Here is a 21,686-nt window from a genome sequence, read left to right on the forward strand (position 1 = left end):
TGCATTCGGTCTCAGGTCAGTCGAATTTAGCGTGCATCAGTCAAGACGGCAGCGAAACGGTCGACCGCCCAGTCGATCTCCGCCTCGGTGATGACGAGCGGAGGCGCAAAACGAAGCGTCGACCCGTGCGTGTCCTTCACCAGCACGCCGCGTTCGGCGAGCAACTTGCTGACGTGTTTCCCTGTGCCGCAAGCGGGATCGATGTCCACCCCGGCCCACAGTCCGAGGCCTCGGACCGCGAGCACGCCGTGGCCGATGAGGTCTTGCAGCCGCCGGTGCAGGTGCGCGCCGAGTCGTTCCGAGCGCAACTGAAATTCGCCACGCGCGAGCATTGCGACCACGGTGGTGCCGATCGCCGCCGCCAGTGGATTGCCGCCGAACGTAGAGCCGTGCTCGCCGGGGTGCAGCACGCCGAGGACGTCGCGGTTGGCCACCACGGCCGACAGTGGCACGATGCCGCCGCCGAGCGCCTTGCCGAGCAGATAGATGTCGGGGATCACGCCCCAGTGATCACACGCGAATGTGCGTCCGGTGCGAGCAAGGCCGGCCTGGATCTCGTCGGCGATCATCAGCACATTGCGCTCGGTGCACAGCGCGCGCACCCTCGGCAGGAAGTCGTCGGGCGGCACGATGATGCCCGCCTCGCCCTGGATGGGTTCCAACAGCACGGCGACGGTGTTGTCGTCGATGGCGTTCGCCACAGCGTCGGCGTCACCGAACGGCACCGCGCGGAAGCCGGGTGTGAACGGCCCGAAGCCGCCCCTGGCGGACTCGTCGCTCGAGAACGACACGATGCTGATGGTGCGACCGTGAAAGTTGTTCTCCGCCACAATGATATTGGCCTGGCCCGGCGGCACGCCCTTGACGTCGGTGCCCCACTTGCGGGCTACCTTGATGCCGCTCTCGACGGCCTCCGCGCCGCTGTTCATCGGCAGCACCATGTCCTTGTCGCACAACTCGGCAAGCGCGGCGCAGAACGGACCAAGCCGGTCGGAGTGGAACGCCCTGCTGACTAGGGTGACTGCGTCGAGCTGGGCGTGGGCGGTGGCGGTGACCTCTGGATTGCGGTGTCCGAAGTTGACCGCGGAATAGGCGGCAAGGCAGTCGAGGTACCGGTGTCCCTCGACGTCGGTGATCCACACGCCCTCCGCCGACTCCGCGACGATCGGCAACGGCGAATAGTTGTGTGCTGCGTACTGCTCGTCGACGGCGATCGCAGCCTCGGTGAGATGGTGCCCTTGCGTCGTCACGCTATCCAGGATGGTCACGGATACACCTCCAAAGTGCAGCATTTGACGGATCCGCCGCCTTTCAGCAGCTCGGACAGGTCTACGCCGATGGGCTCGAATCCGGCGTCGGCCAATTGTTTGGCGAAGCCGGTGGCCGCGGCGGGGAGGACGACGTGCAGCCCGTCGGATACGGCATTGAGCCCGAGTACGTACGCGTCGGCGGTGGCCACCTCGATGGCGTCGGGGAACAGCTCCTGCAACCGGGCGCGCGCAGCGGCGCTGAACGCAGGCGGGTAGTAGGCGATGGTGGTGTCGTCGAGCACTGCCAACGCGGTGTCGAGGTGATAGAACCGCGGATCGACCAACTCCAGGCTGATCACTGGCCGCCCGATGAGCCGGGCCACTTCGTCGTGTGCACTGGGGTCGGTTCGAAATCCGTAGCCGGCCAACACCGTTGATCCGACGACGAGGAGGTCGCCCTGACCTTCGTTGACGTGTTTGGTGTATAGCGTCTCGAACCCGTGGTCGGTCATCCACTGCGCGTAGGCGACTGCCTCGTCCGCCCGTTGCGGATAGGCGAACCGGGCGACGACGGCCTTGCCGTCCACGATCAGTCCACCGTTGGCGGCGTAGACCATGTCGGGCAGTCCGGCGACGGGCTCGACGAGTTCGACGGTGTGGCCAAGGGACCGGTAGACGTCCAGTAGGTGCTCCCACTGACGCACGGCGACGCGGGGGTCGACCGGCGTCGAGGTGTCCATCCATGGGTTGATCGCGTACTCGACCGCGAAGTGCGCCGGGGGCGTCATCGCGTAGCGGCGGAGTCGGGCTGAACGAGATCCGCACACCATGCCCCGGTCGCTGCGCTCCTGCCCTCCGCACGCCGTTGCGGCGACATCAAATTCCGGGGTGGCCGGTGCCGCGGGCGCGGCGATATCTGAAATCGTCATGAAATCAACGATATGGACCATCGTCTACGCAATCAATCACCTCTCGTTGCGTGTTTGGCCACGATCCGTTGTGTCAGAGTTACAATTGCGGTGTTTTGTTGCGTGAAGTGGGAGTTGGTGGCACGTGGACCGTCTGGACGAGACCGACGAGCGAATTCTGGCCGAGTTGGTCGACCACGCGAGGGCGACATTCGCCGAGATCGGGGAGCGGGTGAATCTGTCCGCGCCTGCGGTCAAAAGGCGGGTCGACCGGATGCTCGACAACGGCGTCATCCGCGGTTTCACCACCGTCGTGGACCGCAACGCAATCGGTTGGAACACCGAGGCTTACGTGCAGGTCTACTGCCACGGCACCATTGCGCCCGCCGATCTGAGACGCGCCTGGGTCGACATCCCCGAGGTCGTCAGCGCCGCCACGGTGACGGGCACCTCGGACGCCATCCTGCACGTGCTGGCGCGGGACATGCAGCACCTCGAGGTGGCGCTCGAGCGCATCCGGGCCAGCGCCGACATCGAACGCAGCGAGAGCATCGTCGTGCTGTCAAACATCATCGAGCGCACCCGCTCCTGACCTCGCACTTGGGTCGGGGTGCTGAACATTTCACTGGGTCCATCGTGTAGAACACCCAAGTGACTACTAGTGGGGGCATCGTCATCGTCGGCGGCGGACTGGCAGCGGTTCGTACGGCCGAACAGCTGCGCCGGGCCGAGTACGCGGGCGCGATCACGATTATCAGCGACGAGGCCCACCTGCCGTATGACCGGCCGCCGTTGTCCAAGGACGTGCTGCGCGCCGAGAACGACGACGTTGCGCTGAAGCCCGCCGAGTTCTACGCCGAACAGAACATCACGGTGCACCTGGGCGCGGGTGCGACGAACCTCGACACCGCGGCGCAGACGGTGACGCTGGCAGGCGGCGAGGTCATCGGCTACGACGAGCTCGTCATCGCAACGGGGTTGGTGCCCAAGCGGATTCCGTCGCTGCCGGACATCGAGGGCATCCGTGCGCTGCGGACCTTCGATGAGAGCATGGCCATGCGCAAGCACGCCGGGTCGGCGTCACGCGCGGTCATCATCGGGGCGGGCTTCATCGGCTGCGAGGTGGCCGCCAGCCTGCGCGCGCTCGGGGTCGCCGTGACCTTGGTCGAGCCGCAGCCCACCCCGCTGGCATCGGTGCTCGGCGAGCAGATCGGCGAACTGGTGGCCAGGCTGCACCGCGCGGAGGGCGTCGACGTGCGCTGCGGCATCGGGGTGTCCAGCGTCACCGGCACCGAGCACGTCGAGAAGGTCGTGCTGTCGGACGGCACGGAGTTGGACGCCGACCTGGTCGTCGTCGGCATCGGCTCGCGACCGTCGACGGACTGGCTGGACGGCAGTGGCGTGGCCGTGGACAACGGCGTCGTCTGCGATGCGGCTGGCCGTACGTCAGCCCCCAAGGTGTGGGCGATCGGTGACGTGGCGTCCTGGCAGGATGTCTCGGGACATCAAGTGCGCGTTGAACATTGGAGCAATGTCGCGGAGCAGGCCAGGGTTATCGTGCCCGCACTGCTCGGAGCGGAGTCGACGTCGACCGTGACGGTGCCGTACTTCTGGAGCGACCAGTACGACATCAAGATCCAGTGCCTCGGCGAGCCTGAGGCCGACGACATCGTGCACGTCGTCGAGGACGACGGCCGCAAGTTCCTCGCGTACTACGAGCGTGACGGCGTAGTTGTCGGTGTGGTCGGCGGTGGCATGCCGGGCAAGGTGATGAAGGCCCGTAACAAGATCGCCAACGGGGCCCCGATCGCCGACGTGCTCCCCGCTCCCTCCTCGTAGCGATTTCGGCGTGACGGGATGCGCGGGGCGCATCCGCGCACGCCGAAATCGCAGGGGGGCTAGTGCTCGCCGAGGTAGAAGCGGCTGCCCTGGTCGTCGGTGCACAACGCGGAGCGGCCATAGGACTGCTGCGTCGGCTCGTCGATGACGGTGCCCCCCGCTTCGCGCACACGCGCGACCGCAGTGTCGATGTCGGCCACCGTCCACATCGGAACCGCCACGTTCTTCGCGCTGCCGCCGGCAACCCCGGCCATCGGGTGCGACCCCTCGATGCCCCAGCCGTCGTCCACCCGGCCGGGCTCATACGTCCAGAACAGCATCCTGCTGTAGAACGCCCGAAACGCCGATGAGTCCGCGACTTCGTGGGTCAGGTACGAAAGATCGCCTGGCCCTGCGCCGTTGAGTTCTGGCCGGGGATCGCCGGGGTTCGGCTGATACACCGCAAACGCTGCGCCGGAGTAATCGGTGGCTTCGAGCACGGTGCCGAAGTCTTCCTCGGTGGGCTCGCCTGCCGTGCCGCCGCCGTCGATGATCGACTGCCGCGCGCCTGCCAGGTCGGTGACGGCGTAGCAGCAGAACAGCGTCGGCGGGCCGGGCACCGAGAACAGCCCGATGTGCTGACTGCTGTTGGTGACCTGGTGGCTTGACGCCTCGTACGTCCATCCGAGCACGTGGCCGTAGAACGCGGCCGCGCGGTCGGCATCCGGCGTCCACACCGACACGTAGCCCACGTCGCCATGCTGGATTGGCGTAGGAGCACCGGTCGTCGGCCCGCTCAGCATCCAGCGGTGGCCGAAGGGGTCGATGATGGCCGCACTCCGGGAACCATAGTTCTCGTAGGCCTCGCGCTGCACGTCTGCGCCTGCAGCCCTGGCCCGTTCCAATGCTGCGTCGGTGTTTGCGACGGACAGCATCAAGCTCACCGAAACAGACTGTGGAGCAGGTGCTTTCAGTCCGATCTCGGGAAACGCGTCGGCCAGATAGAGTACGCCGCCTGCGAGGGCCAATTCGGCGTGTCCGATGCGGCCGTCGTCCATGACGATCGGTTCGCCGACGACCACGGCGCCGAGCGCCTCGACGTACCAGGCGACGGCATCGACGGCGGGGGTGACCGCCAGATACGGGATGGCCGCGGCGCGCGGCTGGGCTGCCACGATGGTCGTCGCGGTGGGTTGGTTCAGTTCGGCGATGGCGGTATCGGTGCCACTCATGTCGACTCCTTCGGTTCGATTGGGTAGGGCGAGCGCGGATTCCAGCCGCGCGCGCAGCTGTGCCGCGAACTCGGGATCCGGGGCTACCGGAAGATCGCCGCCGTGCAGCGCGCTCAACGGGTCGTGACTGTTGTGCGGTGTCATGACGTACCTCCTCCTTCCGGTCCCGGGTATTCCTTCTTGAAAGCGCGCCGGGCACGCACCAGTAGCGCTTCGGTGGCGTGCACGGTCCGGCCGATCAACTCGGCGCACTCACCCACGGTGCAGTCGTCCAGGTAGCGCAGGCACAGCACCGTGCGGTGGTGTTCGGGCAACCGCGCCAGCACGCTCTCGGCGACGATGCGGTCGAGTTCTGCGTCCCAGTCGTCGGATGGGTCCACCGGCTCTGGGAGTTCGGCCACCGGGATGTTGAACCGGTCGGTTCGCCGCCGGTAGTGGTCGGCCAGCTTGTGACGCGCCACGCCGATCAGCCAGGGCACCGTCAACGGTGGCGGTGATTCCCTCCGCGCGGCATCCATTGCCGCCAGAAAGGTTTCCGAGGTCAGGTCCTCGGCCGTCCCGCGATCGGCGCACCGCCGCACGAAGTACCCGTAGACCGTCGGCAGCGCTTCGTCGTACAACTCCAACAGCGCGCTGGGGGAGTCCGGTGTGGCGCTCACACCCCTATCGTCGCCATCGCGGCCCAAACTCCGACACCCCTTTCGCGATTTCGGCGCGGAGAGTTGCGCGGACCGCAACCGAGCACGCCGAGATTGCAGGGGAGCGGGGTTAGAGGCCGGACAGGCCGGCGCTGGCGGTGTCGAACGCGTCGCCGAGTGCGCGTGACAAGGAGACGGACGGGTCGGCCAGCCAGTACTCGTAGGCGGAGAGCGCGACGCCCAACATGGTCCATGCGGTGGTCTGTGGCACGAGGTCGGCGTCCTTGACGCCGATTCGGCGCGCGACGAACGCGGCGACGACGGCGCGCCAACCCGCGTACATCGTCATCGAGTGCGCCTGAAGGGCGGCCGTTTCGAGGATCAGCCGCATGCGCTGGCGATGCCGCGCCGTCTCGGCCTCGTCGAAGCTGTTGAACGACAACAGTGCTGAGCGCAAAGCGGTCCCGACCGGCACGTCGGGCGGCAGCGCGTCGAGCAGTTCCCGCATGTGATCGAGATGCGCGTCGAAGTCGCCCCACGGAATCGCGTTCTTCGACGAGTAGTACCGGAACAGCGTTCGCCTGGCGATGCCTGCGGCCCGCGCGACGTCGTCGACGCTGACGTCGTCGAACCCACGGCTGGCGAAGAGGTCGAGCGCGACGGCCGTGATGTGGTCCTGGGTAGTAGAGGGCCGTCGTCCCAGCCGGGCGGCTTCACGGCGCATCAGACTCCCTCTTCCATTTCGGCACTCGATGCCATATTCTTGCGACCTCGGTCACATTTGTCGAGACCCACGACCCGAAAGGTGGAACAACATGGAGCCGACTCAGCAAGTGGAGGGCCAGGAAGAACTCGTCACCGAGAGCCTGGTCGAAGAAGTTTCCATCGACGGTATGTGCGGGGTCTACTGACAGTGACGGCACCCGCCGAAGCTTTTGGCAACGGGACAGTGGTGTTCGAACCCGACCGTGGCTGGCGGCTGCACCACCAGGTGTCGGTGCGGCCGGAGCCGTTCGGGGCGCTGCTGTATCACTTTGGCACCCGCAAGCTCTCGTTCCTGAAGAACACGACGATCGTCGAGGTGGTCAACGCGCTGGCCGACCACCCCGACGCTCGCTCGGCCTTGCGCGCGGCCGGAATCGACGACGCTCAACAGGCGCCCTACGTGCACGCGCTGAGCGTGCTCGTCCAGTCCCAGATGCTGATAGCAAAGGAACCCAATGACCTCCGTTGATGCGGCGCCTGCGCCGGCGATGCAGCCAGTCCCGCGGCTCGTCGATCAGTTCGAGCGTGGCCTCGACGCGCCCATCTGCCTCACGTGGGAGTTGACGTACGCGTGCAACCTGTCGTGCGTGCACTGCCTGTCCTCGTCGGGCAAGCGCGATCCCCGGGAGCTCTCGACGCGTCAGTGCATGGACATCATCGACGAGCTCGAGCGCATGCAGGTGTTCTACGTGAACATCGGCGGCGGCGAACCGACTGTGCGGCCTGACTTTTGGGAGCTCGTCGATTACGCCACGGCCCACCACGTCGGGGTGAAGTTCTCGACCAACGGGGTGCGCATCACGCCAGCGGTGGCGGCCAAGCTGGCCGCGAGCGACTACGTCGACGTCCAGATCTCGCTCGACGGCGCGACCGCTGAGGTGAACGACGAGGTCCGCGGTCCCGGTTCATTCGCGATGGCGATCCGCGCGCTCGAGAATCTGGCTGAGGCAGGGTTCAAGGACGCCAAGATCTCCGTCGTGGTAACCCGGCACAACGTCGACCAACTCGACGACTTCAAGACACTGGCCGACCAGTACGGGGCCACCCTGCGCATCACCCGGCTGCGTCCGTCGGGCCGGGGCGCCGACGTGTGGGACGAGCTTCACCCGACACCCGCCCAGCAGGTCCAGCTCTATGACTGGCTGGTTGCGCGCGGCGACCGCGTCCTGACGGGCGACTCCTTCTTCCACCTGTCCGGGCTCGGCGAGCCAGGCGCTCTGGCCGGTCTCAACCTCTGCGGTGCCGGCCGGGTGGTGTGCCTGATCGATCCGCTTGGCGACGTCTACGCGTGCCCGTTCGCCATCCACGACAAGTTCCTTGCCGGAAACGTGCTGCGCGACAGCGGATTTCAGAACGTCTGGCAGAACTCGGAGTTGTTCCGTGAACTGCGTGAACCGCAGTCAGCCGGCGCCTGCAGTGGTTGTGGGCACTACGACGCCTGCCGCGGCGGCTGCATGGCCGCGAAGTTCTTCACCGGCCTTCCGCTCGACGGACCCGATCCCGAGTGCGTGGAGGGCTACGGTGAGCCCGCCTTGGCGCTCCAGCGGAACAAGCCCAAGTCGAGCGTCGACCACTCGCGCAGTGGCGGGCGCAAGGCGCCGATCCCACTGAAGCTGCTCGCCCCGCCGAAGAAGTTCTGTAACGAGAGTCCCGTCTGAGATGGCCCGTGACAAATGGTTCGAAACGGTCGCCATCGCCCAGCAGCGGGCGAAGAAGCGACTGCCCAAGTCTGCTTACTCGTCGCTGATCTCTGCCAGCGAGAAGGGCGTATCGGTCTCCGACAACGTGGAGGCGTTCGCCGAGCTCGGCTTCGCCCCGCATGTCATCGGCGCGACCGAGAAGCGCGAGCTAGCGACAACCGTTATGGGCCAAGATATTTCGATGCCAGTTATCATCTCGCCCACCGGTGTGCAGGCGGTTCACCCTGACGGTGAGGTGGCGGTCGCCAAGGCGGCCGCCGCGCGCGGAACGGCGATGGGGTTGTCGTCGTTCGCCAGCAAGCCGATGGAAGAAGTCACCGCCGTCAACGACAAGATCTTCTTCCAGATCTACTGGCTGGGCAGCCGCGACGAAATAGCTGAGCGGGTACAGCGCGCGAAGGATGCGGGAGCGGTCGGCCTGATCGCGACCACCGACTGGAGCTTCAGTCACGGACGCGACTGGGGTAGTCCCAAGATCCCGGAGCGCATGGACTTCAAGACCATGCTGCGGATGTCTCCGGAGGTACTGACGAAGCCCAGATGGCTGTGGAGTTTCGGCAAGCACCTGCGTCCGCCAGACCTGCGGGTTCCCAATCAGGGCAAGCGCGGCGAGTCGGGCCCGGCGTTTTTCGACGCCTACGGTCAGTGGATGGGTACCCCGCCACCGACCTGGGAGGACATCGCGTGGTTGCGCGAGCAGTGGGGCGGTCCGTTCCTGCTCAAGGGCATGGTCCGCGTCGACGACGCCAAACGTGCTGTGGATGCAGGTGTTTCGGCAATCACCGTGTCCAACCACGGTGGTAACAATCTGGACGGCACCCCAGCTGCGATACGTTGCCTGCCCGCCATCGCCGACGCGGTCGGCGATCAGGTCGAGGTGTTGCTCGACGGCGGCATACGACGCGGCAGCGACGTGGTCAAGGCGGTGGCACTCGGCGCCCGTGCGGTCATGATCGGCCGGGCGTACCTGTGGGGCCTGGCCGCCGAGGGGCAGGCCGGTGTCGAGAACGTGCTCGACATCTTGTCCAGCGGCATCGACTCAGCGCTGCGGGGACTGGGCAAGGCGTCGGTCCATGACTTGGTTGCTGACGACATCCTGGTGCCGCCCGGCTTCGCCAGAGCGCTCGGGGTGCCCCCGAGTCGGGAGTCCTGACCACGGCAACCCGCTCGGCCCTACCTGGCCTGGTACGGACGTGGCTGGCGAGACTGCCGTGTCGGCCGCTGACGTGCCAGGAGACGTACGCGGAAATGAATTGCTGCGCATACGCCAACAACCGGCGCACGCCAGGTGAATTCGGCCTACCATCGGCGGGTGGCTTTCCCCAGTGATCTTGGGAACTCAACGACGAGGCAGCTGCACGACTTGTCGCCCGCGTTGATCGTCCCGCTCGGTTCGACCGAGCAACATGGGCCGCACTTGCCACTGGACACCGACACCCGGATCGCGGACGCAGTTGCCAGGGGCGTTGCTGAGCGGCTCGATGGCTCATGGCTCATGGCGCCCGCGCTTGGCTACGGTGCCAGCGGGGAACACGAGGGTTTCCCCGGCACGGTGTCCATCGGTACCGCTGCGCTGCAGCTCTTGTTGGTCGAGTTCGGTCGCTCGGCCAGCAGCTGGGCCTCACGGCTGGTCTTCGTCAACGGCCACGGTGGCAACCTCGAGGCGGTTGCTGGCGCGACGACGTTGCTGCGCCAGGAGGGCCGCGACGTGGCGTGGTGTTCCTGCACCGTCGCCGGAGCCGACGCCCACGCGGGGCACACCGAAACGTCTGTATTGCTACATATTTCGCCGGACGACGTCTGGCTGGAAGAATGCGTACCCGGGAACGACGCGCCGCTAGCGGAGTTGTTGCCGCAGCTGCGGAGCGGCGGCGTCGCGGCCGTCAGCCCGGTCGGGGTGTTGGGGGACCCGACCACCGCTTCCGCAATTGAGGGTGCGCGCATCTTGGCCGAGATGGTCGACACGTGCGTTCGCCGTATTGTTTCCTGGAGTCCGAACCGCGGGGGGATGCTGCAGTGACGGGACCGAGGCTGCCCGATGGATTCGCCGTCCAAGTGGACCGGCGCGTCAAGGTGCTGAGCGAGGGCGCGGCTCTGCTCGGAGGGTCACCCACGCGGTTGCTGAGGCTGGCGCCCGCGGCCCAGACGATGCTCAACGGCGGCAGGCTCGAAGTCCACGACGCGCAGAGCGCGCAGCTGGCGCGCACCCTGCTCGACGCGACGGTGGCACACCCAAGGCCGGCCACCGGCCCCTCGCACCGCGACATCACCGTCGTTATCCCGGTGCGGGACAACCCAGTTGGGCTCAGTCGCCTCATGCACTCCCTGCGCGGGATGCGCGTCGTCATCGTCGACGACGGCTCCGAGGTGCCGATGAGCTCGGCTGACTTCGACGGCTTGTATTGCGACGTCCAGGTGATCCGCCATCCGCGAAGCAAGGGCCCGGCTGCGGCGCGCAACACTGGGCTGGCGGCCTGCCAAACCGACTTCGTGGCCTTCCTCGACTCCGACGTGGTGCCCCGGCGCGGCTGGCTGGAAGCGCTGCTCGGGCACTTCTGCGATCCCACGGTGGCGCTGGTCGCCCCTCGCATCGTCAACCTGCGCGAGCCAAAGGGGGCGGTGGCGCGGTACGAGGCGGTCAGGTCGTCGCTCGACCTCGGCCAACGTGAGGCGCCCGTCGTGCCCTACGGAACCGTCTCGTACGTGCCGAGCGCCGCGATCATCTGCAGGCGCAGCGTGCTCAACGAACTCGGCGGCTTCGACGAGACGCTGATATCGGGCGAGGACGTCGATCTGTGTTGGCGGTTGATCGAAGCAGGCGCGCGGCTCCGCTATGAACCCGTTGCGTTGGTGGCCCATGATCATCGGACCGAACTTCGAGAGTGGTTCGCGCGCAAGGCTTTCTATGGATCCTCCGCCGCTCCGCTGTCGGTCCGTCACCCCGGCAAGACGGCCCCATTGGTCATCTCCGGGTGGACACTACTGGTCTGGATCCTGCTGTCCTTGGGGTCCGGGATCGGCTACTTTGCGTCGACGATCGTCGCGCTGATCACCGGCAGGCGGATCGCCAACTCGCTGCGATCCGTCGACACCGAACCCAAGGAGGTCGCGGCCGTCGCCGCGCAGGGCCTGTGGGCGGCGGCGTTGCAGCTGGCCTCGGCTATCTGTCGGCACTACTGGCCGATCGCGCTCATCGCCGCCGTGCTGTTCCGCCGCTGTCGCCAGGTCGTGCTGGTGGCCGCGGTGGTTGACGGCGTCGTCGATTGGGCAAGCCGTGATCGCAACTCGGACGACGAGGCGCAACGCGTCGGGCTGATTACCTACCTGCTGCTGAAGCGGCTCGACGACATCGCCTACGGCCTTGGACTGTGGACCGGTGTGGTGCGCGAGCGTCATCTTGGCGCGCTCAAACCGCAGATTCGGACCTGAAGCTCACCTTGACGGACGTTGTGATCGTCGGCGCGGGTAGCGCCGGATGTGTGCTGGCCGAACGGCTTTCAACTGACTCGAACTGCAGTGTGACGGTCGTCGAAGGCGGCCCGGGTCCCTCCGACCCGCACGTGATGGCGCAAATCAGTGACGGACTGCGGTTGCCGATCGGCGAGGCAAGCTCGGTGGTGCGGCGCTATGAGACGACGCTCACCGAATCGCCGCCACGCAGTGCCGTGATCATGCGTGGTGCCGTGGTCGGTGGGTCGGGGGCGGTCAACGGCGGGTACTTCTGCCGGGGGCTGCCCGCGGACTTCGAGTCGTGGAAGGTGCCCGGCTGGTCGTGGGCGGACGTGCTTCCGCACTTCCGCGCGATCGAGACGGACCTCGACTTCGTCGGTCCGCTCCACGGAGCGGACGGACCCATGAAGATCCGCCGTGTCGCCGAATTCGATGAGGGTGCACTGTCTTTCGTTCACGCCGCGCGTGAGCTTGGCTATGACTGGATCGATGACCTGAACGGGGTGGGGGGTGCGGCGCCCGGGGTGGGTGCGGTGCCCCTGAACATCGACGGCGGCACGCGCGTGGGACCGGGAGGCGCGTTCCTCGGCCCGGCCGCGGCGCGACCAAACCTGACGGTGCGGGAACGGACACACGTCGTGGCGGTTCGGATCGTCAACGGGCGAGCGGTCGGTGTCGAGTGCGACGGCCCCGACGGCCACGAATACCTGGCGGCAGATCGAATCGTGCTGTCCGCCGGCGCAATTGGCTCAGCACAGCTGTTGATGCTGTCCGGGATCGGCCCCGCGAGGGCGCTGCGTTCGATGGGCATTGCGGTGCACTCGGACGCACCGGTGGGTACCCGGTGTGCAGATCATCCCGAATGGGTACTTCCGGTCGACTGGCCCGCGGCCCCTGGCCGACCTCCACTGGAGGCCGTGCTGACGACCTCCGACGGACTGGAGCTTAGGTCGTACACCAATGGCTTCGGGGCCATGACCGGCGGCCCGCACGCAGACCCGGCTGACCGCCCCCATTTCGGGGTGACGCTGATGCGTCCGCGCAGCCGAGGCCGCGTGACGCTGGTATCGCCGGACCCTGCCGTCCCGCCCGCGATCGCGCATCGGTACGACAGCGAGCCGTCGGATGTCGTGGCACTCGAGGTGGGTGCCGAACTAGCCCATCACCTGGCGGGAACGGGTTACCATGTGCGCGAATCGTTTTGGTCGACGTCGCAGCATCTTTCCGGGACGGCGCCGATGGGCACCGACGAGGATGAGTCGGTGCTGGACGAACAGTGCCGGGTCCGCGGCGTCGACGGACTGTGGGTAGTGGACGGTTCGATCATGCCGAGCATCACCAGCCGGGGTCCGCACGCCACCATCGTGATGATCGGCCACCGCGCTGCTGAGTTCATCCTGCGGTGACGCGGCCCAGCCTGACGAGGGTTTCGGCGAGCAGGGTGGCCGCGACGACGCCGTCGATGACCGGCACGCCCAGGCGCTGGGTCAGCGGGGCCGCGAACTTGGCCATAGCCGCGCAGCCCAACACGATCGCGCGACTGCCGTCCTGTGCGAGGGCGTGTTCGCAGAGCTCACCGATCGGGTAGACGGTCATGGGATCGGAGTCGATCGTCAGCACGGGGATGTCGCTTGCGTGCACGCCGAGGCATTGGCCAGGGGTATACGCCTTCGCCAGTGCCCACGCGCGCGGCACCGTCGTCGACATGGAGGTCACCACCGAGAAGCCACCCGCGGTCAGTGCGGCGGCGTGCATGGCGGCCTGGGCGATGCCGAGTACCGGGCCGTCGACGAGGGCGCGCGCCTGGTCCAACCCCGGATCGCCGAAGCATGCGATGACGTAGGCGTCCGGCCGGTCCTTCGGACGTATTGCTGCGCGCTCGAACTCCGCGAGAAGGTGTGGGACACAGCGCTGTTCATCGTCGTCGTTCTCGATGCTGGCCGGCCCGCTGGTGGGGTTCGTCGCCTCGACGATGACGTCGGAGGTTGCGGCGGCACGGGCACTGGCCTCGATGTCCCGCGTCATCGAGGGGGTCGTGTTCGGGTTGACGAGAAGGAGGCGCACTGCTCAAGCCTAGGTGCCGGTCAGGCGCGGTGCTGACCACGCGTTCGCATGCGCCGCACGAGACGCAGCTGCTGGTCGTCGCGGCCGGGCGCCCACAGTCCGATCACCACGGCACCGATGGCGACGGTGATGGCGAGCGCGAGTTGTGAGGTGTGCATCGCCTCGATGAAGGCGGCCTTACTGAGCTCGGCAAGGTGTGCCCCCTGCGGACCGATGCGCTTTGCCACCTCGATGGCCTGCCCGAGGGAGTCGACGGCCGCATCGCGCACTGGTGCGGGGAACCCGGTCAAACGCGGACTGAGCGCGTCGGAGTACTTGGCCGCCAGCAGGGAACCGGCCAGCGCGATGCCGAGGGCGGCCCCCATCTCGCGGGTGGTGTCGTTGACGGCCGATGCCACCCCCTGCTTGTCGTCGGGAGCGGTATTCATGATGGCGGAAGTCGTTGGTGCGGTTAGTAATCCGATTCCAACACTCATCACCACCATCGGCCAAGCCATGTCCCAGTACGTCGAGTCCACCTCGACCCACCGGAGGAAGAAGAAGCCTGCGGAGATCAGCGCCAGGCCGGTGAAGACGACCAGGCGCAGGCCGACGCGGGGCAGGTACCAGAACGACGTGGCAGACAGCACCAGGATCGGGCCCATGATCGGGGCAAGCGACATGGCGGTCTTGATCGGGTCGTAGCCAAGGATCAGCTGCATGTGCTGCATCATGATGAAGAAGAAGCCGAACATCGCGAGGAAGAACACGGTGATCGCCGCCGCTCCCGTTGCGAATGTCGGATTGGCGAAGAGTCGGACGTCGAGTAGCGGCTGACGCGTGCGCAGTTCGATCGCTCCGAAGGCGATCGACATCACCACGCCACCGACGATGCATCCGATCACCAAGGCATCGGACCAGCCGCGCGCAGGGGCTTCCAGGATGCCGAAGACCAGGATTGCGACCCCTCCGCCGATCACGCTGGCGCCCAGCCAATCTAGCGGCTTGGGCTCTGACTCCTTCGACGTTCCGACCGTGAGCGTCAGTACGAAGATGAGCGCGGCCGCGCCGGCGAACCCCCAGAAGATGGACTGCCACGACCAGAAGTGGAGCAGACCGCCGGAGCCGAGCATTCCGACGACGGCTCCGGTGCCCGCGGTGCCCGCCCAGATGCCAACGGCCTTGTTGCGCTGGTCTTTCGGGTACGCCGCGGTGAGTAAGGACAACGTCGCGGGCATGACGAACGCGGCGCCTACACCCGCCACGCCCCGGGAGATGATGAGGTGCACGGGGTCCGACCAGATGATCGGGGCGACGGACGCGAGGGCGAACACCACGAGTCCGACGAGCAGCGCGCCGCGCCTTCCGTACCTGTCGCCAAGCGCGCCTGCCGGCAGCAACAGGCAGGCCAGGGTCAGCGTGTAACTGTCGACGATCCACGTCAGTTGGGTCTGGCTGGCTGAGGTCGCCCTCGCGATGTCTGGCAGTGCCGTGTTCAGTGCGACCATCGAGGAGATCACCAGGAGGACGCCGAGGCATGCGACGAACAGCGTCCAGACTCTGGACCCAGCGGGCAAGCCCGCCAGCCGGGGGTCGGTAGGCTGACCAGGCCGGGAGAGAGTGTCGACCACGAGGTCGCTCCTTCCGGCGATACGATGTTTTCGAGACTCGCCGTCTACAACAGAGACTAACAGTCTTGTTTCCCAATGTGGAGGGGCGTGAAACATGGCAACGGTGCGTACCGACCCGCGGCCGGCTCGCTCTCGGGCGCGTCTGCTCGATGCCGCGACCGCGTTGTTGCGGTCGGGCGGACCCAGTGCGGTCACCGTCGACGCGGTAACCCGGGCCTCGAACGTCGCGAGGGCGACGTTGTACCGCCACTTCCCCAGCGGAAACGACTTGCTGGCGGCGGCTTTTCACGCGCTGATCCCGCCTGTGCCGATTCCACCGGACGAGGGCACGCTGCGGGACCGGCTGATCGCTGCGCTGCAGGGGTTCTCGGATTTGATCGCGGAGGCGCCCATCAGCCTTGCTGCGATGTCGTGGTTGGCGCTGGGTGGCGACTTGGAACAGATGCGCTGGGGCAACGACAAGCGGTCCGAGAGTCCAGAGGTGCAGACGCTTCGGGAGCGGGTGGCCGAACAGTATGCTGCCCCGTTCGACAACATCTTCGACAGTCCCGTCGCCCAGGCCGAACTGGGTGAGGTCGACCGGACGCGAGCGGCGTTACTCCTGCTCGGCCCGATCGTGCTTGGCAAGCTCAGTACGCTGTCGGACTTCGACTATCGTCAGATCGCCGAAGCCGCCGTCGATGGCTTCTTGGCCACGCACGCCAAGAAGCCCGCTCCGTAACTACTTGAACGAGTATCGAATTGGCAGGTGCTTGAGCCCGCCTACGAACGTCGTCGCACTCAGTTCTGGCGCCCCGGTCAACTCGATCGAGTCCAATCGGGCCACCATCTCGGTGAACAGGCTGCTCATCTCCATGCGCGCCAACGCGGCGCCGAGGCAGAAGTGGACGCCGTACCCGAAGGCGACGTGCTTGTTGGGGTCACGCCCGACGTCGAAGCGGAACGGGTCGGTGAACACCTCTTCGTCGCGGTTGCCGGAGACGTATGCCAAGTAGACGGACTCACCCTTGGCGATGTCGACCCCGCGCACCTGGGTGTCTGCGCTGGCGGTCCGCATGAATTCCTTGACGGGAGTTGACCATCGGATCATTTCCTCGACCGCGGTGCCCATGAGGCCCGGGTCGCTGCGCAGTCGGTCGAGTTCTGCGGGGTTGTCGATCAACGCGCGCATTCCGCCCGAGATGCCGTCCTTGGTGGTGTCGTGTCCGGCGCTCGCGATGATGACGTAATACGAGGCGGTATCGACGTCGGAGAGCGGTTCGCCGTCGATGCGGCCGTTGGCGATGGCCGAGGCCAAGTCGTCGGTCGGGTGCTCGCGCCGAGACGCCGTCAGCTTGGAGAAATAGGCGAAGAAGTCGAGCAGCACGGCCAGCTGATCCTCGAGCGAGCCGCCGTCACGCTTGTACTCGTCGTCGTCACCGCCGAACATCTCCTGGGTCAGGGCGTGCATGCGACCGAAGTCGGACTCCGGCAGGCCGAGCAGCGACATGATCACGTACAGCGGGAAGTCGACGGCGATGTCGGTCACGAAGTCGCATTCCGGGCCGATGTCGGCCATCTTGTCGACGTAGCGCTTCGCGAGCTCGTCGACCCTCACCTTCAGGTCGCGCATGGCCTTCGGGCGGAACCAGTCGGCTCCGATCTGGCGCACCTTGCGGTGGTGCGGATCATCCATGTGGATGAGTGTGCGCAATCCCATGCCCGCCTCGAGTTGCTCCTTGGCCATGTCGTCACCTGCGGCGGTGGTCAGCAGTGGGCGCGGCTCGCTGAGAAACAGTTCGTTGTCGCGTTCGATCGCCATGATGTCGGCGTGCTTGGTGATCGCCCAGAACGGCCGATACGGCGGATTGTCCACCCACGCAACGGGATTGTTGGCGCGCAGGTGAGTGAGCGCCGTATGGAGCCGTTCGTCGTCGGCGTACGCCGACGGATCGGCAAGAACCTTCGCGGCGTCATCAATCGTCGGCGTGCTCATTGAAACTCCTCACTCGCGGGCTGCTACTTGACGGGTGTCAAGTAGCAGTCTAAGTGGGCACGATGGAGTTCTAGACCCGATTGTCCTCATTCGCCATCAGTAGGCTCGGAACCCGTGCGCTCCCCATCGGTCCGGCAGGTTGCCCGGAGTGCGACCGCGTTGATCGTCGTCGCGCTGCTGACGCTGGGCTGCGGGCGCGGCGACGGGGCCGCTCCTGCGCCGCCGGGGCCACCACCCGACCCGGCCTTGGCGCAGACGGCGACGGGCGAGGTGCGCGGCCTTGTCGCGCCCGACCATCGGCTGTTCGCGGGAATTCCGTACGCCGCGCCGCCCGTCGGCCCGCTGCGCTGGCAGCCGCCGATGCCCGCAGCCTCGTGGCCGGGGGTGCGCGACGCGACCACGCGGGGTCCGCGATGCATCCAGGACATGAGCGACTTCGAGCGAGGCCGGAACTCTTCGGAGGACTGTCTGACGCTGAACGTCTGGACCCCGCCGCCGTCCAATGAGCGGCGGCCAGTGATGATCTGGATCCACGGCGGCGGCTTCATCAATGGCAGCGGTGGCATCTACGACTCGCAGCGGATGACGGCACGCGGCGACATCGTCGTCGTCACCCTGAACTATCGCCTTGGCGCACTGGGCTTCTTGGCGCACCCATCACTCGGGCCCGCGGGCGAGGTGGGCAACTACGGGCTGGCCGACCAGCAGGCGGCGTTGCGTTGGGTACGTGACAACATCGCGAACTTCGGCGGTGATCCGGACAAGGTGACCATCGCAGGCGAGTCGGCAGGCGGAATGTCGGTGTGCGACCACCTCGTTGCGCCGGGATCGGCGGGGCTGTTCCGGGCGGCGATCGTCCAGAGCGGTCCGTGCCAAGCCCAGATCCCGCTGCCCGAGGCGGAGCGCATCAGCCTCGACTACGCGCGCGACGCCGGGTGTGGCGATCCGGTCACCGCGCCGCAGTGCTTGCGCGCGCTGCCCGCAGACAAGCTGAGAAATCCCGTGTGGTACTTCCGGATTGGCGACGACACGTTGAGTGGACCGGTCACGGGAACGAAGGCTCTGCCCGTCGACCCCATGGCGGCGTTCGCGTCAGGAACTGCAGCGAAGGTGCCCATGTTGATCGGTACCAACCGCGACGAGTTCACGCTGTTCGTCGCCCTGCAGTACCTGCGGTTGGGGCACAGGTTTCCGGCCGAGGCGTACCCGCACTTGCTGTCGGACACGTTCGGGGTCGGCGCGCCCGCCATCGCCGCACACTATCCTTTGGAGCACTACGCAGGCAGCGCGGCGCTGGCCTATTCGGCCGCGGTTACCGACGGCGTATTCGCCTGCGTCGCAGACCGAATGAGCGAGCAGTTGGCCGCTAGCAGCACCGTCTACTCGTACGAGTTCAACGACCCCGCACCACCGACACCAGACCCGTTGCGTACCTTGCCGTTTCCCGTGGGTGCCAGCCATTCGCTCGAGCTTCGGTACCTCTTCGACGTGGGTGGGGCGCCACCGCTGAACCCGGCCCAGCAGGCGTTGTCGGACCAGATGATCGACTACTGGAGCGGGTTCGTCGCCACCGGTGAGCCCGGCGGCGATCAGCCGAAATGGCCCGCGCTCGGCACCAACCCCGCCGCGGAAAATCGGTTGTCATTGCAGCCCGATGGCAGCAGGCTGGTGACCGATTTCGACCAAAGACACCAGTGTGGCTTCTGGGCCGGCATGAAGGGGTGACCGACGATGGCGACTCCCGATCCGGCGGTGTTCGGCGACGAGTGGGCGCGGGCCTGGAACGCGCACGACGTTGAGGCGGTGCTCGCGCACTTTCACGACGACGTCGTATTCAGCTCGCCGGTGGCCGCGCGACTGCTGCCCGAGACCGGGGGAGTGGTGCATGGCAAGGCTGCGCTGCGGGACTACTGGGTGGCCGCACTGAAGGTGGTGCCCGAGCTGCACTTCGACGTCATCGGCGTGTATCGCGGCGAGTCGCTGCTGGTAATCAACTACCGCAATGAACGGGGCGGCCTGGTCAACGAGGTGCTGGTGTTCGACGGCGGCCTGGTGCGCGAGGGCCACGGCACCTACCTGCATACCTAGCACACGACCGGTAAGTGCCCTTCGGCTAACGCTGGTAGCTTGGCGACGCGTCGCCTCGTTGCGGCTGGATCGTCGCCGAGTGGATGCCGCACGCCCAAAAGTGGGGTTTAGCCGCGACATCCGCGTGTCAGTGGCCCCGGATCGGCTTCACCTGTGTGACGGGTGTGACGCAATCTGTAATTTCAGCAACTTGTCAGAGAAATTTTTTCGGACCCTTGGCAAACACGGTGTCGACCGACTCGTGACAATGCTGGCGACAACGGGCGACGCCCGCCGCCTGTTTGCATCAGCAAACAATCTCAGAGGTCGCGGGGAGCCCTTCGGGATGCTTGACTCCGCAAAGTGACCGGTACCCGGGTGTACCCCTATTTGTTGCGGTTGGGTAACCAAGACCTCACTGCGCAGCAAACTCGGCCACATTACTACGGGGTAAGTACGTGTAACGCTTAACCAATTCGCGTCGCTAAGGAAGCAATATCTTTGTTATTTGCTGCACCGTCAATCATATGGCTGACCGGCAACGACTTGGTACTTAGGGAATCTATAGGCATAGTTAACCGGTCAAATTATGGCAGCCACTGCCTCTTTTTCAATTTGTTCTTACTCACCAGTAGTAACGATTACTTTCCCTGTGTCGGGGGTCACGTTGAGGGTTTTAAGGAGAGGTCATGCACGAAGCTGTTCGTCCACACGCCGCGGCAGGCGTCGCGCTGTTGGCAGCCAGCGCCCTTGCGGTTTCGCCGTTAACACCGCCCATGCCGGATGTTCAGGCGACGGTCCAACGCGCGGTGTCGTCGGTTGCGGTGGAGCTCGACGCCGTCGTCAATCCGCTCGAATCGTTCACGCAACTGGTACTCAACACGGCCAACAACGTCGCCGGTCTGGGCACTCAGTTCGCGACCGATCCCGCCCCGATCCTGGGCCAACTGATCACGAATCAGGGCGCCAACGCCGCAGTCCTCGGAGACGCACTGCAGCAGGCCATTACGTTCTACCAGGGCTTCTTGCCGACCATTCCGAGCCAGCTTCAGACGATCGCCGACCAACTGAAGGCGGGCGACATCGCAGACGCGGTCAACAGCGCATTCCAGCTTCCCCTCGGGGCGGCGCTGGGGTTGGCCGTTGCGTTGCCGGCCATCAACCAGATTGCCGTCAACTCCTCACAGAACTTCGCAAACGCCGTCAACGCCATCGCCGGTCCCGATTCACCGGTGCTGCTCCTTGCGCTCACCGCGATCACACCGGTCTACGCCGGGCTTACCAACTTCGGTACGCAAGCCCAAGACGTGCTCGATTCAGTCAAGAGTGGCGACCTACCGGATGCGATAGGCGCTGCACTCAGCATTCCGACTGAAGTCGTGAACGGCATTCTGAATGGAACGGGCGCCATCGAAGGCCTTCCGGGCGTTACGAGCCCCGGACTGCTGACGTCGGCCGCCAATCAATTCGGCGCCGGCCTCGTTTCCGGATTGCTCGGCCTCCGCGACACCATTGCGGACTCGCTCAAGCCGCTCGCGCCGCCTACCTCCGCATTCTCGACGCTTGCCGCACCCGCGGCGAAGACCGTCACCCTGAAGTCGCTCGAGGCCGCGCCGCCGAAGACGGAAGCCGATGCGACGGCGGACGATTCGACTGCCGCCACCGATGCGACGGCCAAGGATTCGACCGCCGCTAAGGATGCGACTGCCAAGGACGCGACGGCCAAGGACGCGACTGCCGCCAAGGATGTGACGTCCAAGGATGCGACCACCAAGGACGCGACGGTCAAAGATTCGACCAAGGATGCGACCACCACCAAGGGCGTCTCCTCGACGAAGTCGGCCACCGACACCAAGGATGCCGCCGGCACGAGCGACACGACCACGAAGCCCGCCAAGGCGGACAAGACTGGTCGGCATCGTGCGCAGGCCGACAACCCGGTGAGCTCAGCGGTCAAGAAGATCCGCGACTCGGTGAAGAAGGCCTCCGGCGAGTCCAAGCACGCGAAGGCGGATTCAGGGTCGTCCAAGTCGAGTAAGTAGTAAGCGCAACGTCGATCGGCCCCCTCCGCGGAGGGGGCCGATTGCTTTGTGGGGAGCCCCTCCGTCCAGGCCCAAGGCTCGCGAGCGGCCAGGGGCGTCGTCGAGTGAATCGGAACCTTGACGTCGCGGAGCCCCGGATGCTAAGCAGGTGCACAGCACATGAGGCT

At 66.2% G+C, this 21,686-nt stretch carries 21 protein-coding genes; 13 read left to right on the forward strand and 8 right to left on the reverse strand.

Going from position 1 to position 21,686, the window contains the following annotated elements; genetic code table 11:
- Window positions 1-26 precede the first annotated feature (26 nt).
- Window positions 27-1,268 carry an ornithine--oxo-acid transaminase gene (gene rocD, locus SLQ30_RS07560; protein ID WP_319445652.1) on the reverse strand — a complete coding sequence of 414 codons (1,242 nt, stop codon included), beginning with the start codon at window positions 1,266-1,268 and terminating at the stop codon, window positions 27-29.
- Window positions 1,265-2,179 (reverse strand): dimethylargininase, encoded by a 915-nt coding sequence (gene ddaH / locus SLQ30_RS07565; RefSeq protein ID WP_413467956.1) that lies wholly within the window; start codon window positions 2,177-2,179, stop codon window positions 1,265-1,267. Before ddaH ends, rocD begins: the two co-directional genes overlap by 4 nt.
- A 124-nt stretch (window positions 2,180-2,303) precedes the next feature.
- Between ddaH and SLQ30_RS07570 the strand changes: the two genes are divergently transcribed.
- Both SLQ30_RS07570 and SLQ30_RS07575 read left to right on the forward strand, forming a co-directional pair.
- Window positions 2,304-2,750 (forward strand): Lrp/AsnC family transcriptional regulator, encoded by a 447-nt coding sequence (locus tag SLQ30_RS07570; protein ID WP_319445653.1) that lies wholly within the window; start codon window positions 2,304-2,306, stop codon window positions 2,748-2,750.
- Between the two features lie 59 nt (window positions 2,751-2,809).
- Complete coding sequence (locus SLQ30_RS07575; RefSeq protein ID WP_319445654.1) at window positions 2,810-3,997, forward strand: FAD/NAD(P)-binding oxidoreductase; 1,188 nt, start codon at window positions 2,810-2,812, stop codon at window positions 3,995-3,997.
- Between the two features lie 59 nt (window positions 3,998-4,056).
- Here the strand turns inward: SLQ30_RS07575 and SLQ30_RS07580 are convergent, their stop codons facing one another.
- The 3 genes from SLQ30_RS07580 to mftR form a co-directional block, all read right to left on the reverse strand.
- Complete coding sequence (locus SLQ30_RS07580) at window positions 4,057-5,352, reverse strand: VOC family protein (protein WP_319445655.1); 1,296 nt, start codon at window positions 5,350-5,352, stop codon at window positions 4,057-4,059.
- Complete coding sequence (locus SLQ30_RS07585; protein ID WP_319445656.1) at window positions 5,349-5,867, reverse strand: sigma-70 family RNA polymerase sigma factor; 519 nt, start codon at window positions 5,865-5,867, stop codon at window positions 5,349-5,351. Before SLQ30_RS07585 ends, SLQ30_RS07580 begins: the two co-directional genes overlap by 4 nt.
- A 109-nt stretch (window positions 5,868-5,976) precedes the next feature.
- On the reverse strand, window positions 5,977-6,570 hold the full coding sequence (mftR, locus tag SLQ30_RS07590) for a mycofactocin system transcriptional regulator (protein WP_319445657.1): 594 nt from the start codon (window positions 6,568-6,570) through the stop codon (window positions 5,977-5,979).
- 91 nt (window positions 6,571-6,661) lie between these two features.
- On the opposite strand from mftR, the gene mftA reads away from it, so the two are divergent.
- The 7 genes from mftA to mftG all read left to right on the forward strand — a co-directional run bounded on the left by mftA (window position 6,662) and on the right by mftG (window position 13,167).
- Window positions 6,662-6,757: a mycofactocin precursor MftA gene (gene mftA, locus SLQ30_RS07595; protein ID WP_319445658.1), complete on the forward strand. Its 96-nt coding sequence runs from the start codon at window positions 6,662-6,664 to the stop codon at window positions 6,755-6,757.
- A complete protein-coding gene (mftB, locus tag SLQ30_RS07600) occupies window positions 6,742-7,080 on the forward strand; it encodes a mycofactocin biosynthesis chaperone MftB (protein WP_319445659.1) in 339 nt (112 codons plus the stop codon). Before mftA ends, mftB begins: the two co-directional genes overlap by 16 nt.
- A gap of 19 nt (window positions 7,081-7,099) precedes the next feature.
- Window positions 7,100-8,269, forward strand: coding sequence for a mycofactocin radical SAM maturase (gene mftC, locus SLQ30_RS07605; RefSeq protein WP_319446067.1), 1,170 nt, complete (start codon window positions 7,100-7,102; stop codon window positions 8,267-8,269).
- Between the two features lies 1 nt (window position 8,270).
- Complete coding sequence (gene mftD, locus SLQ30_RS07610; protein ID WP_319445660.1) at window positions 8,271-9,464, forward strand: pre-mycofactocin synthase MftD; 1,194 nt, start codon at window positions 8,271-8,273, stop codon at window positions 9,462-9,464.
- Between the two features lie 135 nt (window positions 9,465-9,599).
- Entirely contained in the window at window positions 9,600-10,331 is a 732-nt protein-coding gene (gene mftE / locus SLQ30_RS07615; RefSeq protein ID WP_319445661.1) for a mycofactocin biosynthesis peptidyl-dipeptidase MftE, read from the forward strand.
- Complete coding sequence (mftF, locus tag SLQ30_RS07620) at window positions 10,328-11,740, forward strand: mycofactocin biosynthesis glycosyltransferase MftF (protein ID WP_319445662.1); 1,413 nt, start codon at window positions 10,328-10,330, stop codon at window positions 11,738-11,740. The genes mftE and mftF overlap by 4 nt, the downstream gene beginning before the upstream one ends.
- An 8-nt stretch (window positions 11,741-11,748) precedes the next feature.
- Window positions 11,749-13,167: a mycofactocin system GMC family oxidoreductase MftG gene (mftG, locus tag SLQ30_RS07625; RefSeq protein WP_319445663.1), complete on the forward strand. Its 1,419-nt coding sequence runs from the start codon at window positions 11,749-11,751 to the stop codon at window positions 13,165-13,167.
- On the opposite strand, the gene SLQ30_RS07630 is transcribed toward mftG, so the two are convergent.
- Window positions 13,154-13,825 (reverse strand): aspartate/glutamate racemase family protein, encoded by a 672-nt coding sequence (locus tag SLQ30_RS07630; protein WP_319445664.1) that lies wholly within the window; start codon window positions 13,823-13,825, stop codon window positions 13,154-13,156. The two genes, mftG and SLQ30_RS07630, sit on opposite strands and share 14 nt — an antisense overlap.
- A gap of 20 nt (window positions 13,826-13,845) precedes the next feature.
- The gene (locus SLQ30_RS07635; RefSeq protein WP_319445665.1) at window positions 13,846-15,435 is read right to left on the reverse strand and encodes an MFS transporter; all 1,590 of its coding nucleotides are present in this window, start codon (window positions 15,433-15,435) and stop codon (window positions 13,846-13,848) included.
- A 94-nt stretch (window positions 15,436-15,529) separates the two neighbouring features.
- On the opposite strand from SLQ30_RS07635, the gene SLQ30_RS07640 reads away from it, so the two are divergent.
- Window positions 15,530-16,156 (forward strand): TetR/AcrR family transcriptional regulator, encoded by a 627-nt coding sequence (locus SLQ30_RS07640; protein ID WP_319445666.1) that lies wholly within the window; start codon window positions 15,530-15,532, stop codon window positions 16,154-16,156.
- Here the strand turns inward: SLQ30_RS07640 and SLQ30_RS07645 are convergent, their stop codons facing one another.
- Complete coding sequence (locus tag SLQ30_RS07645) at window positions 16,157-17,410, reverse strand: cytochrome P450 (RefSeq protein WP_319445667.1); 1,254 nt, start codon at window positions 17,408-17,410, stop codon at window positions 16,157-16,159.
- A 114-nt stretch (window positions 17,411-17,524) separates the two neighbouring features.
- Here SLQ30_RS07645 and SLQ30_RS07650 point away from each other — a divergent pair, with 114 nt between their 5' ends.
- From SLQ30_RS07650 to SLQ30_RS07660, 3 genes are all read left to right on the forward strand, one after another.
- Window positions 17,525-19,135, forward strand: a complete 1,611-nt coding sequence (locus SLQ30_RS07650) for a carboxylesterase/lipase family protein (RefSeq protein WP_319445668.1) — start codon at window positions 17,525-17,527, stop codon at window positions 19,133-19,135.
- A 6-nt stretch (window positions 19,136-19,141) separates the two neighbouring features.
- Complete coding sequence (locus tag SLQ30_RS07655) at window positions 19,142-19,498, forward strand: nuclear transport factor 2 family protein (protein WP_319445669.1); 357 nt, start codon at window positions 19,142-19,144, stop codon at window positions 19,496-19,498.
- A 668-nt stretch (window positions 19,499-20,166) separates the two neighbouring features.
- On the forward strand, window positions 20,167-21,519 hold the full coding sequence (locus SLQ30_RS07660; RefSeq protein WP_319445670.1) for a hypothetical protein: 1,353 nt from the start codon (window positions 20,167-20,169) through the stop codon (window positions 21,517-21,519).
- The last annotated feature ends 167 nt before the right edge of the window (window positions 21,520-21,686 follow it).

This window comes from Mycobacterium sp. RTGN4 (assembly GCF_033804635.1).
Lineage (GTDB): Bacteria > Actinomycetota > Actinomycetes > Mycobacteriales > Mycobacteriaceae > Mycobacterium.